Raw genomic sequence first — 14,072 nt, 5'->3', positions numbered from 1 at the left:
GTGAGACGTAAATTACTGCTCCTGCTGGAAACCGGACTGGTCCTGGCAGGACTGCTGTTGGGTGCGAGTGCCTGGAAACTGCACTCGGCCCTGGAACAACCGCTTAACCTGAGCCAGGAACAGTTGCTCGATGTTCCCGCCGGCTCGACGCCCACCGGCACCTTCAATCGTCTGCAAGCCGAGGGTGTGCTCGATGATGCCTTCTGGCTGCGCCTGTACTGGCGCTTCAATATGGCGGGCCAGCCTCTGCACAGCGGCGAGTACCGCATGACCCCAGGCATGACCGCCGAAGGCCTGATCGGCCTCTGGCAGCGCGGTGAGGTGGTGCAGTACAGCCTGACCCTGGTGGAAGGCTGGAATTTCCGCCAGGTACGCAGCGCCCTGGCCAAGAGCGAAAAATTGCAGCAGACCCTGACGGGGCTCAGCGACAGCCGGGTGATGGAAAAGCTCGGGCATCCCGGGGTTTTCCCTGAAGGGCGTTTCTTCCCTGACACCTATCGTTTCGTTCGGGGCATGACCGACGCCGAGCTCCTGGAAAAAGCCTACGACCGCCTGGACGATGTGCTGGCCAAGGAGTGGAGCAAGCGTGCCGACGATGCGCCTTACAGCGATCCTTATCAGGCGCTTATCATGGCCTCGCTGGTGGAGAAGGAAACCGGCGTACCCCAGGAGCGTGGGCAGATCGCAGGCGTGTTCGTGCGTCGCATGCAGATTGGCATGCTGCTGCAGACCGATCCTACGGTGATCTACGGCCTCGGTGAGCGTTACACCGGCAAGTTGACCCGGGCTCATCTCAAGGAAGCCACGCCCTATAACACCTACGTGATTGCCGGCCTGCCGCCGACGCCGATCGCCATGGTCGGACGCGAGGCGATCCACGCCGCCCTCAACCCGGTGCCGGGCAAGAGCCTGTATTTTGTCGCGCGGGGCGACGGCAGCCATGTGTTCTCCGATGACCTGGATGCCCACAACAGCGCGGTGCGCGAGTTTCAGCTCAAGCGTCGCGCCGATTACCGTTCCAGCCCGGCCCCAGCCGCCACGCCAGCGGTTCCCGAAGCGGCAGGTCCGGTGCCGGAGACGCCTGCAACCCCTGGCCCGGAGACAGCTCCGGCAAGCGCCCCGCAAGCTGCGCCCGAGCCGGCTGCGACTCCGGCTCCTGCCGAGCCTGTGCCCGAGCCCGCGGCGAAAAGCCCGCAATGACATTGATTAAGGACTGCCCGTGACTGGCTTGTTTATTACCCTGGAAGGCCCGGAAGGCGCGGGCAAAAGCACCAATCGCGAGTACCTCGCCGAGCGCCTGCGCGCTGCGGGGATCGAGGTGCTGTTGACCCGTGAACCCGGTGGCACGCCGCTGGCCGAGCGGATTCGCGATGTGCTGCTGACCCCGGTGGAAGAGGTCATGAATGCCGATACCGAGCTGTTGCTGGTGTTCGCCGCGCGTGCCCAGCACCTGGCAACGGTGATTCGCCCGGCCCTGGAGCGCGGTGCGGTGGTGCTGTGCGACCGTTTCACCGACTCCACCTACGCCTACCAGGGCGCGGGCCGCGGCCTGAGCCTTGCGCGCATTGCTGCGCTGGAGGATTTCGTCCAGGGCGAGTTGCGCCCCGACCTGACCCTGGTCTTCGACCTGCCGGTGGATGTCGGCCTGGCGCGAGCCAGTGCCCGTGGCCGGCTGGATCGCTTCGAGCAGGAAGGCCAGGCCTTCTTCCAGAAGGTTCGCGAAGCCTTCCTGGCCCGCGCCGCAGCGGCGCCGCAGCGTTATGTGCTGGTGGATGCGGCGCAGCCCCTGGCCCAGGTCCAGCAGTCCCTGGACAGCTTGTTGCCGCAATTGCTGGAGCGCGCCCGTGGCTGAAGTCTTCCCCTGGCAGGACAGCCTCTGGCAGCAATTGGCGGGGCGTACCCAGCATGCCCATGCCTACCTGTTGCATGGCCCAGCGGGTATCGGCAAGCGGGCCCTGGCCGAGCGGCTGATGGCGCGCTTGCTGTGCCAGCGCCCGGAAGGCCTGGACGCCTGTGGTCAATGCAAGTCCTGCCTGTTGCTGCTGGCCGGCAGCCACCCGGACAACTACGTGCTGGAGCCGGAGGAAGCGGACAAGGCGATCAAGGTCGACCAGGTCCGCGAACTGGTGAGCTTCGTGGTCCAGACCGCCCAGTTGGGGGGGCGCAAGGTGGTGCTGATCGAGCCGGTGGAGTCGATGAATATCAACGCCGCCAACGCCCTGCTCAAGAGTCTCGAGGAGCCTTCCGGCAACACTGTGCTGTTGCTGGTAAGCCACCAGCCCAGCCGGTTGTTGCCCACGATCAAGAGCCGTTGCGTGCAGCAGGCCTGCCCGCTGCCCAGCGAGGCCATGAGCCTTGAGTGGCTGGCCCAGGCCCTGCCTGATTGCTCCGAGGAGGAGCGGGTGGAGCTCTTGACCCTGGCTGCCGGTTCGCCGCTGGCAGCGGTCAGCCTGCAGGCCCAGGGTGTTCGCGAGCAGCGGGCGCAAGTGGTGGAAGGGGTGAAGAAGCTGCTGAAACAGCAGCAGTCGCCCACGCAACTGGCCGAATCCTGGAGTGCCATTCCCTTGTTGCTGCTGTTCGACTGGTTCTGCGACTGGTCGAACCTGGTCCTGCGTTATCAACTGACCCAGGATGAGCAGGGACTGGGTCTGCAAGACATGCGCAAGGTGCTGCAATACCTGGCGCAGAAGTCCGCCCAGGCCAAGGTGCTGAACATCCAGGACTGGATCCTGGCCCAGCGCCAGAAGGTCCTGAGCAAGGCCAACCTCAACCGCGTGCTATTGCTGGAAGCCTTGCTGGTGCAGTGGGCGGCCCTGCCTACCCAGAATTGACCCGCAGCGCCTAGACTCAGCGTTGTTTCCGCCCGGGCGCCACAACCCGGGCCTTTCATTGATCGGATGTAGTTGTAGCCTCCTATGCTCGTAGATTCCCATTGCCACCTTGACCGCCTCGATCTCGCCGCTCATGACGGCTCCCTGGATGCCGCGCTGGCTGCTGCCCGCCAGCGGGGGGTAGGGCACTTCCTGTGCATCGGTGTCAGCGCCGACAACGCGGCGGACGTCAAGGCCCTGGCCGATCGTTATGACGATGTCGACTGCTCGGTGGGCGTGCATCCGCTGGATGTGCAGCCCGGCGCAGCGCCGGCCCTGGACTGGCTGCTGGATGAACTGAACCACCCCCGGGTAGTGGCCATTGGCGAGACTGGCCTGGACTATCACTACGAGCCGGAAGCCGCCGAGCTGCAGCAGGAATCCTTCCGCCTGCACCTGCAGGCCGCCCAGCAGACCGGCAAACCGGTGGTGGTGCACACCCGCGGCGCCCGCGCCGACACCCTGGCACTGCTGCGCGAGGCGGCATTGCCCAATGCCGGTGTGCTGCATTGCTTCACCGAAGACTGGGAAATGGCCAAGGCGGCCCTGGACCTGGGTTTCTATATTTCCCTCTCGGGGATTGTCACCTTCCGCAATGCCGATGCCCTGCGGGACGTGGCCCGACAGGTGCCGGCCGACCGCCTGCTGGTGGAGACCGATTCGCCTTACCTGGCGCCGATCCCCTATCGCGGCAAGCCCAACCTGCCGCAGTACGTGCGCGAGGTGGCGGAGTTCCTGGCGATGCTGCGGGGCGAAAGCTATGAAGCCTTTGCCCAGCAGACCACGGCCAACTTCAAGCGCCTGTTCCCCTTGGCGCGGGTCAAGGGCTGAGCCTGGGTCGCACGGTGCACTGGCGCTGAATGGCGGGCAAAAAAAAACCCGGGTTCTGGGGGGTGAATCCGGGTTAAGACCATTAGGAGTAAAACTAAGGCACGCGGTCCTTCGGTACCTTGATCGGCGTTTCACTTGGGGGAGATGTCCCGCCGACAGTTGAAGTATTGATCACTATTGCATTCAGTCCAGTTGCCCCTGCTCGTTTTTTAAACAAATTTGGAATACGCGCGCTTCGCTTGAGTTCTCATTTGGGTTGCCTGTATCGCAGTTTTCGACGCGATCGCTGAATATCACCTGATTTTTAGCTGATAAGACTAAAAATAGCCGAATTTTCCTGAAAGTTGCCTACATAATCTGTTGCAGTTTGCTGTACCTGCCCGGCTGGCAGTTATCAACGCCATCGATACTTTCGGATTATTCTTCCGCTCTTATAGGGCTTCTCTGATGCTGTGGGACGGCAGTTGCATTGGCCCCCGCTGAGCGACGAATCAGCCGGGCAATGATGGAATTGCGACTTATCGAGGCCTTTGCGTCGCACGCAGGGCGTGGGGCAATCCAGGGTGCTGGGTGCGGGAAAAACCAGACTTCGCGGTCTGATCCGGAGCTTGGCGGCTGTGGAAGTTTGCTATTTGAACCCTGGCCCGGCCCCGTATTCACGGGATTTCCCTGGCTTTTGGCGCCTGTCTGGAAGGTTCTGACGGGGCGGCTTTTGCGCCAGAAACACCAGCAACGATGGATGATCCGTGCATTTTGGCGCAAGTTAGGCATAATACGCGGCTTCGATTTTGACCCCGAACAGACCTTTTCTTATGCAGAAAGAACCTCGTAAGGTCCGTGAGTTTCGTCGCCGCGAGCAAGAAATTCTCGATACCGCGCTCAAGCTGTTCCTCGAACAAGGTGAAGACAGTGTCACCGTCGAGATGATTGCGGATGCCGTGGGTATCGGCAAAGGGACCATCTATAAGCATTTCAAGTCCAAGGCGGAGATCTACCTGCGCCTGATGCTCGACTACGAGCGCGACCTGAACGAGCTGCTGCACTCGGCCGACGTCGACAAGGACAAGGAAGCCCTGTCCCGGGCCTACTTCGAATTCCGCATGCGTGACCCGCAGCGCTATCGGTTGTTCGACCGCCTGGAAGAGAAGGTGGTCAAGGGCAACCAGGTGCCGGAGATGGTCGAGGAACTGCACAAGATCCGCGCGTCCAACTTCGAGCGCCTGACCCTGCTGATCAAGGGTCGCATCAGTGAAGGCAAGCTTGAAGACGTGCCGCCATACTTCCACTACTGTGCCTCGTGGGCGCTGGTACATGGTGCGGTTGCGCTGTACCACTCGCCGTTCTGGAGCAATGTGCTGGAAGATCAGGAAGGCTTCTTCCAGTTCCTGATGGACATCGGTGTGCGCATGGGCAACAAGCGCAAGCGCGACCCCGACACCTCGAACAGCTAAGGCATTCAGCCGCTATATTGCGCCATCGACAAACTGTATGGCGCAGTGTCCGAGGAATATACTCAGGCATGGGACTTGCCAAAACCTGATTTTTGGGTCAGGTTTTGCCCGGTTCTCCCTTCCTACGCCGGAGTCATCCATGATCGTTGATCGTCAAGGCAGGCGCTTTCGCAACTTGCGGATCAGTCTGACGTCAGCCTGCAACTACGCCTGTACCTACTGCGTGCCCAACGGCAAGCGGCTGGTGGCCGCCCAGGACGAGTTGTCGGCCGAGGCAATGGCTCGCGGCGTGGCGTACCTGATGGAAGCGGCGGGCATCGAGCGCTTGCGCATCACCGGTGGCGAACCCCTGGTCAGTCCCAAGCTGGAAGCCTTCATGGGCGCGGTGGGGCGCATGGGGCTGGACGACATCAGCCTGACCACCAATGGCCAATTGCTTGCGCGCAAGCTGCCGTTGCTGGTGGAGGCCGGTATCCGCCGGATCAACGTTTCCCTCGATACCCTCGATGCGACGGCTTTTCGCAGCATTGCCCGTGGCGGCGACCTGGCCACGGTGCTCGATGGCATGCAGCAAGCCCGCAGTGCCGGTTTGAAGATCAAGGTCAACATGGTGCCGTTGCGTGGGCAGAACCTGGATCAGGTGATGCCGTTGCTGGATTACTGCCTGGAACGGGGTTACGAGCTGCGTTTCATCGAGCTGATGCGCATGGGCCACCTGGCCAATGATGGCAACGCTTTCCTGCAGCAGTTTGTCAGCCTGCAACAGTTGCTGGACCTGATCGGCCAGCGCTACGAATACCTTCAGGCCGATGCGCCGGTGGATGCTACCGCGGTGCGCTACGCCATTCCCGGGCACGGTCATTTCGGCGTGATCGCCAACGAAAGCGTGCCGTTCTGCCGCACCTGCTCGCGTTTGCGGCTGTCCTCCACGGGCTGGCTGCACGGCTGCCTTTCTTCGAGCAATCGTCACTATGTCGGCGACCTGCTGGACAAGCCGCGCCATCAGGCTCTGCCGGCCTTGCAGCGGCTGCTGGTCAAGGCCTTGGGGGACAAGCAGGAGCTGGCCTTTTCCGGTGGAGCCACGGTGATGAAGATCATTGGCGGCTGAGGCGCTTTGCCGACGAATTCCCTTCCTTGGCGGAGCTGGCGCGGAAGCTGCATCCCGTGGCCATTCGCCGGTTTTCCGTCACCGGATTTTGGAGGGTAGGATGCGTAGCCTGGTTTTGCTGCTGGCCTTTTTGGCACTCGGCGGCTGCATGAATGTCAGTGATATGGGCGAAGGGGTGCGCTATCACCTGAGCGATGCGGGGGTGCTCGATCACAGTGATACACGCCGCACCAGCTCGTTCCGCATTCAGCCGGATTCGTTCATTTTCATTGCCCAGGGGCATTTCGTACCGCCGGGTGGCGCTTATCCGCGGCCCAACGTGGTAGCCGAGGAAGCCTTCAACGGCTTTGTCGAGTATTTCCCCATGGTGCGTCGGGCCAAGGCGCCCGAGGGCCTGAATGAAGCCATGGCCGAAGCCCGGGAAGCGGGGGCGCACTATCTGCTCTACGCCCGTTTCGCCAAGGCCGATGACCGTATCGGTAACTCTGACGAGTGGCTGGATCAGGAAGCCGTGGACCGCCTGGGGGTGGATACCAGTACCATCCAGATCATGTTGATCGAAACCAGTACCCAGTACCTGATCGATTCCGCGCGGATTCGCAGCCGTGGCGGTTTACTGACGTTCCACGACAACAAGCCACAGGATCTGCTTGGTCCGCCGTTGCAGCAATACGCGCGCGGCCTGCTGGGCCTGAGCGACTGATTGATTGAGGGAGGAGAGCGGTATGAGTGGTCCAGGCAAGGCCAACGACCTGTTGGCGCAGATTCCCAAGGCTGAAAAAGGCTTGCCGCCGGTCCACCTGTGGAACCCCGACTTCTGCGGCGATATCGACATGCGCATCGCCCGCGACGGCACCTGGTATTACCTGGGTACGCCGATCGGCCGCAAACCCATGGTCAAGCTGTTCTCCACCATCATTCGCCGCGATGGCGATGACTATTTCCTCATCACTCCGGTGGAGAAGGTCGGCATCAAGGTCGACGACGCACCCTTCGTCGCCGTGACCCTGGAGGTCGAAGGGCAGGGCGAGGCTCAGGTGCTGCGCTTTTCTACCAACGTCGAGGAGCAGGTGGTCGCCAATGACGAGCACCCGCTGCGGGTGGTGATCGACCCCCTGACCCAGGAACCGGCGCCTTACCTCCTGGTTCGACACAATCTTGAAGCGCTGATCCATCGCAACGTCTTCTACCAACTGGTGGAGCTGGCGCAGACCCGCCAGATCGACGGCCAGAATTGGCTGGGGGTGTGGAGTTGCGGGGTGTTCTTTCCCATTGGTCTTGAACCCTGACGGGCGTTTCAGACGGCTGTAAGAAGATATTTCTTGCTCTGGCTCGGGCCTTTCATGTATCAAGCCGGACATGATCAAACATGTCCGATTCGATAAGAAAACAAGGGTGGTCGACGAGTTGATCCGGCGTATTGAAAGCGGCCTGTTGGAGGACGGCTTTCAACTGCCGGGCGAGCATCAGTTGGCCGAAGAATTCGGTGTCAGCCGTGGCACCTTGCGCGAGGCCCTGGCCGAGCTCAAGCGGCGCAACTACATCGCCACGCAAAGCGGCGTAGGCTCCATCGTCACCTTCGACGGTGTTGCCCTGGATCAGCATCATGGCTGGGCCCAGGCCCTGGCCGACAGCGGTGCGCTGGTCAACACCGAGGTGCTGCGCCTGGAAGCGATCCATCGCCCGGACCTCAAGCATCGCCTGGGCACCGACCAGTTCATCGCCCTCGATCGCCGGCGCCGCAGCACCGATGGCCGGGTGCTGTCCCTGGAGCGCTCTCTGATCCCGGCTTCCGGCGAGCTGGAAGGCCTGCCTAGGGTCGGCCTGATCGATGATTCCCTGACCATTACCCTGGCCGCCTACGGCTATATCGGCGAGCGCGGCGATCAGTGGATCGGCGCCGAGCCCTTGAATGCTGAAGATGCCCAATTGCTCGGACGTGCGCCGGGCGAAGTCTTCCTCAAGGCCCTGCGTACCACCTACGACCGCCAGGGGCGCTTTATGGAGCAGGTCGAAAGCCTGCTGGACCCGCAGCATTTTCGCATGCACCTGCAGTTCGGAGAGCCGCGGTGAATGCATTGCAGCGCGCCCTGGGCGCCTTCTACGGGCTGGCCCTGGGCGATGCGCTGGGCATGCCGACCCAATCCTTGAGCCGGGAACAGATCCAGCAGCGCTTCGGCGTCATCCGCACCCTGGAGGACGCCGGCCCGGACCAGCCGATTGCCGCGAACATGCCCCGGGGCTCCATTACCGACGATACCGAGCAGGCGATCCTGGTGGCTCGCCTGTTGGTCCGGGGGCAGGGCCGGATCGCTCCGGCGGCCCTGGCCCAGAGCCTGATCGAGTGGGAGGCGCAGATGCAGGCCAAGGGTTCCCAGGATCTGCTGGGGCCTTCCACCAAACGCGCCATTGAAATGATCCTCGCCGGGGAGTCCGTTGAAGAGGCGGGCCGCTATGGCACCACCAATGGCGCCGCCATGCGCATCACGCCGGTGGGCATCGCCGCCGATGTGGCTCGGCCCGAGACGTTTCTGCAGGCGGTGGTCGAGGCCTGCCAGGTGACGCACAACACCAGCCTGGGCATTGCCAGCGCGGCGGCGGTGGCGGCGGTGGTGTCCGCCGGAATCAACGGCCAGCCTCTGGCCGAAGCCTTGGCACTTGGTGTGCAGGTCGCCCGGCAGGCCCAGGCCCAGGGGCACTGGGTAGCGGGTGCCACCATCGGTGCTCGCTTGGACTGGACCAGCACCCTGCGTGTCGACGGCGATCGGGAAGGCTTTGCGCGGATGCTCTACGAGCTGATCGGCACCTCGGTGGCTTCCCAGGAATCGGTGGTGGTGAGTTTCGCCCTGGCCCGACAAGTGGCCCTGGGGCAATTGCCGGCCTTCGAGGCACTGTGCATGGCCGCGGGCCTGGGGGGCGACACCGACACAATCGCGGCGATTCTCGGTGCCATGCTCGGCGCTTGCCTGGGGATGGAGATCTGGCCTGGCGAACTGATCGGGCAGGTGCGAAAGGTCAATGAGCTGGACCTGCAGCCTCTGGTGGAACAGCTGCTGGCGCTGCGTTGAGCCGCCTTTAAGGTACAGGCCGCGGTGTGCGGCCATGTTGCCGATCGCTATGGAAAGCTATGACACGGCCAGGAATGCCGGGATGTTCTGTGACTTCCGAAATTGCCCAATACCCCTAACAACGGCAACAGGAGTTTTATCATGAGTTCATCCACGGCCGGATCAGGCGCCGGGCAATTGGAAACCCGCGGTATCGAGCCGGTTCCCGAGGCAGAGTGCGACGGGCACCCGCTGCAGCTGTTCTGGGTCTGGTTCGCGGCCAACATCAGTATTCTCGGCCTGCCCCTGGGGGCGACTCTGGTGGCGTTTCGCGGTTTGTCGATCTGGCAGGTGCTGCTGGTGGCCATCCTGGGGTCGGTGGGGTCGTTCGCCGTGGTCGGCCTGATCTCGGTAGCCGGCCGGCGCGGGCGGGCGCCGAGCCTGACCCTGTCCCGGGCAATCTTCGGGGTGCGGGGCAATATCGGCCCGACCCTGGTGTCGATGCTTTCACGGGTTGGCTGGGAGACGGTCAATACCACCACGGCGGCCTTCGTCCTGCTGTCCCTGAGCTCGATCCTGTTCCAGACCCCGGCCTCGGCCAAGGATGCGCCGCTGCTGACCCTGCTGTTCATCGGCATCTTCGTGCTGATGACCCTGAGCGTCTCCGGCCTGGGCCACGCCACCTTGCTGGTCATCCAGAAGTGGGCCACCTACGGCTTTGGTGCCCTGAACGTGCTGGTGGGCGGTTTCCTCTGCGCCACCATCGACTGGGCGGCGGTCTTCAATGCCGCGCCGGCCCCCATGAGTGCGATGATCATCGGCGTCGGCACCATGGCCGCCGGGACCGGGATTGGCTGGGCCAGTTCCGGGGCCGATATGTCGCGTTATCAGCACCGTTCGGTAACGGCCGGGCGCCTGGTGGCCTCGGCGGCGTTTGGCGCCGGCATTCCGCTGGTGTTGCTGATTACCCTGGGCGGATTGCTGTCGGTGGGCAACGACCACCTGGCCTCGGCAGTGGACCCGATCATCGCGATCCGCGACATGCTGCCGACCTGGATGGCGGTGCCCTACCTGGTCGCGGCCTTTGGCGGCCTGCTGCTGTCCAACAACCTCTCTGTGTATTCCGCCGGCCTCACCGCGCTGACCCTGGGCCTCAAGGTCAAGCGGGTCTATGCGGTGCTGGTGGATATCGTGGCGATCTTCCTCGGCTCGATCTATTTCATGCTGATTGCCGACAGCTTCTATGGCCCTTTCATCAGCTTCATCTCCCTGCTGGCGGTGCCGATCACCGCCTGGGTGGGGATCTTCGTGGTGGACCTGATCCATCGTCATCACTACAGCGCCGATGATCTGCTCAACGTCGGCCCGAGCAGCGCCTACTGGTACCGGGGCGGCATCGAATGGCGAGCCTTTGGCGCCTGGGTGCTGGCGATTGTGCTGGGCTTCGGTTTCACCACCATCGGCACCACTGCCGAAGACGTCTGGTTCACCGGGCCCCTGGCCGATTCCTGGCTGGGGCATAACGGCCTGGGCTGGATCGTCACCTTCCTGGTGGCCGGCGGCGGTTACGCTCTACTGGGCGGTGCCCGGGACCGGCGCGCGGCCTTTGTCGAGAACGCCAATGCCTAGGTTGCTGCACACCGGCCAGGTGATAGTCGACCTGGTGATGGCGGTAGAGCGCCTGCCGGCCTCCGGAGGCGATGTGCTCGCGCAATCTGCGGGCTTCGAGGTCGGTGGCGGCTTCAACGTGATGGCCGCCGCGGTGCGCAACGGGTTGCCGGTGGTCTACCTCGGGCGCCACGGGCAGGGGCGCTTTGGCGACCTGGCGCGGGCGGCGATGCAGGGCGAAGGCATACAGATGAGCCTGGAGCCCGGCAGGGGGGCTGATACCGGTCTGTGCGTGGCCCTGACCGAAGCCTCTGCTGAACGCACCTTCATTTCCCATATCGGCGCCGAGGGCGAATTGTCGGCCGAGGATCTGGCCCGGGTCCGGGTGGAGGCGGGGGATTACCTCTATGTCAGCGGCTACAGCCTGTTGCAGGAGTGCAAGGCACGGGCCCTGCTGGACTGGTTGCTGGCGCTGCCTCGTTCGATCCCATTGATGTTCGACCCGGGGCCGTTGGCCGGTTCGGCAGATTCACCCTTGATGGCGGCGCTGTTGCCACGGATCGACATCTGGAGCAGCAACCGCGCCGAGGCATTGCAATTGACCGGTACTTCGCAGATTGCCCAGGCGCTGGCGCAGCTCGAAAGCTGGTTGTCACCTGCGGCGTTGCTGGTGCTGCGTGATGGCCCCCGCGGCTGTTGGGTCAGCCGCCAGGGGCAGGCGGTGCAGGTGCCGGGGTTCAAGGTGGAGGCGGTGGACAGCAACGGTGCCGGTGATGCCCACGCCGGGGTCTTGGTCGCCGGGCTCGCAGCGGGCCTTGAGCCGCTGATGGCGGCTCGTCGGGCGAACGCCGCGGCGGCGATTGCCGTCACCCGGCGTGGCCCGGCCACCGCTCCGGGCAGTGCCGAAGTGGATGCCTTGCTGGCGCGCGGCTGAGTCAGCGGCGAGCAGTTGGCCGCCGGTCAGCCGGCCTTGCTCAGGGCTTCGATCAGCTCCTGCTTGCGCATGCGCGAGCGTCCCGGAATCTTCTTCGCCCGAGCTTCGCGCATCAGGCTGTCCTTGCTCTGGGTGCCCAGGGACGCCGCGCTGTTGCGGGCATGCCCCTGGCGCGTAGCCACCGCGCGCCGGGCCGACTCGCTGCGGGCCCGGGCCTTGTCTGCCGGGCTTTTGTCCCGACCGGAGCCGCCCGCCCGTTCACCGCCGCCGGACTGCTTGTTCACCGTGGCCCAGGCCCGTGCTTCGGCCTGCTCCGGCGAGAGCCCGCGTTCTTCGTAGCTGGCTTCGATGGCCGCGGCCTTGCGGCGCTGGGCCAGGGTGTATTTGGCTTTGCTTCCTCGAGTCATGACATCTCTCCTCAAGGCCCTGGCGCACAGGGCCTGCTGGATTGAACCGGCGGTTACTGGCTGCTGCCTTCAGAACCTGAGCCGCCGGTGGTGGTTTTCGAGCCGGTACCGGTCTTGCCACTGTCGGGTGTGCTGGAGTCCATGGTGCCGACACCGCCCTGGCGGCCGTTGTCGTTGCCCTGAATGCGCGGGTCGGTCCCGGTCGCCGGTGGCAATGAGCCTTCGTCCATGGCCGGTGGGTTGATGTTGATCTTCGGCGTGCCCTGGGTGGCCGGGGATTTCGGGCCTTCAACCGGGTTGGTCGGGCCGGTGGCGCCGGCCAGGGCAGCAGTGGACAGCAGCCCGGCCAGGGCCAGGGCGCAGAGTTGGACCTTGATCATGGTGTCGCCTCCATTCGTTAGAGTCGTTACCTGATATTGGTCCGCTGCCGGGGCCGGTTGGTGCCTGATGATCGACGAACGGTGTTATGCACCGGCTGCCATACGCCAGTGGCCCAGGCGCCGCCAGCCCAGGCGGCCAAGGCTGATCAGCCAGTTCAGCAACGCCACGCCGAGCACCGTGAACAGCAGCGCCTGGATGCCGGCTTCGACGATGATCCGCCCGGCCAGCCAGGGAAAACCGAAGACCCCGATGAAGTACGACAGGCTGAACAGCAGCAACGCCTGGGAGGTGCAGCCGGCTGGTGCTTCGTTGGCCGCCAGGCCATTGATCACCGAGTAGGTCAGGCCATAGCCCACCCCCAGGGTCACGGCAGCCAGCAGGTAGCTGGCGCTGCTGTCGACAGCAAATAAAAAGAGCAGGATCGACACCAGCATCAGCCCCGAGAGCAGGCAGGCGGCACGATAGGGATCGCGCTTGACCACGATCCCGGCGATCAGCAGGCGGCTGGCGATGGCGGCGCTCATGAAGCCGAGGAAGAACAGCGAGTAGTCGACGCCGCGGGAGGGGCCGTAGCTGGTCTGGAAGCTCGACAGGCCGCCGAATACGCAACCTCCCAGGCCCACCATGAGAATCGGCCAGACGGCGCGGGAGGACAGCACCTGCGCGGTGCCAGCCCAGGTGATGCCAGCCGCCGCGGTGCCCAGGTGGTTGGCCTGATGGCGCAGCCGGCCGCCCAGCCGCCAGAAGATCAGCACACCCAGCAGGCTGGCACCGGCGGCGATCAGAAAGGCGCTGGTCAGTGGGTAGCCCAGGGCACTGGCCAGGCGCCCCAGCAAGGGGCCGGAGCCGATTCCGGTCATCATGCTGCCCGACAGCAGTGCGAAGTAGCGGGCCCGTTGCGCGGGCTCCACCAGCATCGCCACGATGATCGGTCCCAGGGTATAGAACACCCCCCAGCCCAGGCCCAGGGTCAGGCCGAAGAAAAGCAGGCCGGGGCCGACCCCCGGGGTCAGGGCAAAGCCCAGGCTGGCCACCGCCAGCAGGCAGCCGAACACTGCCACCGAGCGCGCGGCGCCGAGGCGGTCCGAGAGGTGCCCGGAGCCGATCACCGCAACAAAGGTGCTGAGCATGGCTGTGGAAATCACCGTGCCGGCATCGTGTTCATTGCCGCCACGGCTGCCGATCAGCAGCGACAGGAGAAAGGTCGAGCCGTAGGACAGCGACAGCAGGTAGCTGCCCAGGCAGAACAGGCCGAATAACGGGGCCGAGACCCGGGACTGCTGCGGGGTGCACGCCGACATGAAAGTGCCTCTTTATGCTTGAAGTCATGTCGGGCTTTCTAACATGGCGCCTCCCGGTGTTTGTTGTGTTCCTGCAGGCCTCAGGGTTAGTCGGCAGCGGAGTAAGTGCCGTGCGCAAGGAACTGGGCCGGGGG

Annotated in this window: 15 protein-coding genes; 12 read left to right on the top strand and 3 right to left on the bottom strand. The window is 64.1% G+C overall.

The window, feature by feature from the left end; genetic code table 11:
* From mltG to AC1RMG_RS27915, 12 genes are all read left to right on the top strand, one after another.
* Positions 1-1,200, top strand: a complete 1,200-nt coding sequence (mltG, locus tag AC1RMG_RS27970; RefSeq protein ID WP_493170776.1) for an endolytic transglycosylase MltG — start codon at positions 1-3, stop codon at positions 1,198-1,200.
* A 19-nt stretch (positions 1,201-1,219) separates the two neighbouring features.
* Positions 1,220-1,852, top strand: coding sequence for a dTMP kinase (tmk, locus tag AC1RMG_RS27965; protein WP_011060122.1), 633 nt, complete (start codon positions 1,220-1,222; stop codon positions 1,850-1,852).
* A complete protein-coding gene (locus tag AC1RMG_RS27960; protein WP_011060123.1) occupies positions 1,845-2,831 on the top strand; it encodes a DNA polymerase III subunit delta' in 987 nt (328 codons plus the stop codon). Before tmk ends, AC1RMG_RS27960 begins: the two co-directional genes overlap by 8 nt.
* A gap of 84 nt (positions 2,832-2,915) precedes the next feature.
* Positions 2,916-3,701, top strand: a complete 786-nt coding sequence (locus AC1RMG_RS27955; RefSeq protein WP_011060124.1) for a TatD family hydrolase — start codon at positions 2,916-2,918, stop codon at positions 3,699-3,701.
* Between the two features lie 812 nt (positions 3,702-4,513).
* The gene (locus AC1RMG_RS27950) at positions 4,514-5,152 is read left to right on the top strand and encodes a TetR/AcrR family transcriptional regulator (protein ID WP_011060125.1); all 639 of its coding nucleotides are present in this window, start codon (positions 4,514-4,516) and stop codon (positions 5,150-5,152) included.
* Positions 5,153-5,291: 139 nt separating this feature from the next.
* On the top strand, positions 5,292-6,260 hold the full coding sequence (locus tag AC1RMG_RS27945; RefSeq protein WP_011060126.1) for a GTP 3',8-cyclase MoaA: 969 nt from the start codon (positions 5,292-5,294) through the stop codon (positions 6,258-6,260).
* 100 nt (positions 6,261-6,360) lie between these two features.
* A complete protein-coding gene (locus AC1RMG_RS27940; protein WP_011060127.1) occupies positions 6,361-6,963 on the top strand; it encodes a DUF4823 domain-containing protein in 603 nt (200 codons plus the stop codon).
* Between the two features lie 22 nt (positions 6,964-6,985).
* Positions 6,986-7,549 (top strand): DUF1285 domain-containing protein, encoded by a 564-nt coding sequence (locus AC1RMG_RS27935; RefSeq protein ID WP_047284758.1) that lies wholly within the window; start codon positions 6,986-6,988, stop codon positions 7,547-7,549.
* 70 nt (positions 7,550-7,619) lie between these two features.
* A complete protein-coding gene (locus AC1RMG_RS27930; RefSeq protein ID WP_410036368.1) occupies positions 7,620-8,333 on the top strand; it encodes a GntR family transcriptional regulator in 714 nt (237 codons plus the stop codon).
* Complete coding sequence (locus AC1RMG_RS27925) at positions 8,330-9,328, top strand: ADP-ribosylglycohydrolase family protein (protein ID WP_011060130.1); 999 nt, start codon at positions 8,330-8,332, stop codon at positions 9,326-9,328. Before AC1RMG_RS27930 ends, AC1RMG_RS27925 begins: the two co-directional genes overlap by 4 nt.
* A 141-nt stretch (positions 9,329-9,469) precedes the next feature.
* Positions 9,470-10,936, top strand: coding sequence for a purine-cytosine permease family protein (locus tag AC1RMG_RS27920; RefSeq protein WP_019094644.1), 1,467 nt, complete (start codon positions 9,470-9,472; stop codon positions 10,934-10,936).
* Entirely contained in the window at positions 10,929-11,849 is a 921-nt protein-coding gene (locus AC1RMG_RS27915) for a PfkB family carbohydrate kinase (RefSeq protein WP_493170773.1), read from the top strand. Before AC1RMG_RS27920 ends, AC1RMG_RS27915 begins: the two co-directional genes overlap by 8 nt.
* A 26-nt stretch (positions 11,850-11,875) precedes the next feature.
* On the opposite strand, the gene AC1RMG_RS27910 is transcribed toward AC1RMG_RS27915, so the two are convergent.
* The 3 genes from AC1RMG_RS27910 to AC1RMG_RS27900 form a co-directional block, all read right to left on the bottom strand.
* The gene (locus AC1RMG_RS27910) at positions 11,876-12,256 is read right to left on the bottom strand and encodes a Rho termination factor N-terminal domain-containing protein (protein ID WP_493170771.1); all 381 of its coding nucleotides are present in this window, start codon (positions 12,254-12,256) and stop codon (positions 11,876-11,878) included.
* Between the two features lie 53 nt (positions 12,257-12,309).
* Complete coding sequence (locus AC1RMG_RS27905; protein ID WP_011060134.1) at positions 12,310-12,636, bottom strand: hypothetical protein; 327 nt, start codon at positions 12,634-12,636, stop codon at positions 12,310-12,312.
* 84 nt (positions 12,637-12,720) lie between these two features.
* Positions 12,721-13,938, bottom strand: a complete 1,218-nt coding sequence (locus tag AC1RMG_RS27900; protein WP_493170769.1) for an MFS transporter — start codon at positions 13,936-13,938, stop codon at positions 12,721-12,723.
* Positions 13,939-14,072: the final 134 nt, after the last annotated feature.

Source organism: Pseudomonas sp. GW822-FHT04H02, assembly GCF_058800645.1.
The sequence above is the reverse complement of the archived record's forward strand: the minus strand, read 5'-3'. Positions and strand labels throughout refer to the sequence as shown.

Bases quoted from the DNA above. Each gene is read 5' to 3' on its own strand.
- AC1RMG_RS27900 (WP_493170769.1), bottom strand. From the start codon at position 13,938: ATGTCGGCGTGCACCCCGCAGCAGTCCCGGGTCTCGGCCCCGTTATTC.
- AC1RMG_RS27905 (WP_011060134.1), bottom strand. From the start codon at position 12,636: ATGATCAAGGTCCAACTCTGCGCCCTGGCCCTGGCCGGGCTGCTGTCC.
- AC1RMG_RS27915 (WP_493170773.1), top strand. From the start codon at position 10,929: ATGCCTAGGTTGCTGCACACCGGCCAGGTGATAGTCGACCTGGTGATG.
- AC1RMG_RS27945 (WP_011060126.1), top strand. From the start codon at position 5,292: ATGATCGTTGATCGTCAAGGCAGGCGCTTTCGCAACTTGCGGATCAGT.
- AC1RMG_RS27940 (WP_011060127.1), top strand. From the start codon at position 6,361: ATGCGTAGCCTGGTTTTGCTGCTGGCCTTTTTGGCACTCGGCGGCTGC.
- AC1RMG_RS27955 (WP_011060124.1), top strand. From the start codon at position 2,916: ATGCTCGTAGATTCCCATTGCCACCTTGACCGCCTCGATCTCGCCGCT.
- AC1RMG_RS27920 (WP_019094644.1), top strand. From the start codon at position 9,470: ATGAGTTCATCCACGGCCGGATCAGGCGCCGGGCAATTGGAAACCCGC.
- AC1RMG_RS27930 (WP_410036368.1), top strand. From the start codon at position 7,620: ATGATCAAACATGTCCGATTCGATAAGAAAACAAGGGTGGTCGACGAG.
- AC1RMG_RS27910 (WP_493170771.1), bottom strand. From the start codon at position 12,256: ATGACTCGAGGAAGCAAAGCCAAATACACCCTGGCCCAGCGCCGCAAG.
- AC1RMG_RS27935 (WP_047284758.1), top strand. From the start codon at position 6,986: ATGAGTGGTCCAGGCAAGGCCAACGACCTGTTGGCGCAGATTCCCAAG.
- AC1RMG_RS27950 (WP_011060125.1), top strand. From the start codon at position 4,514: ATGCAGAAAGAACCTCGTAAGGTCCGTGAGTTTCGTCGCCGCGAGCAA.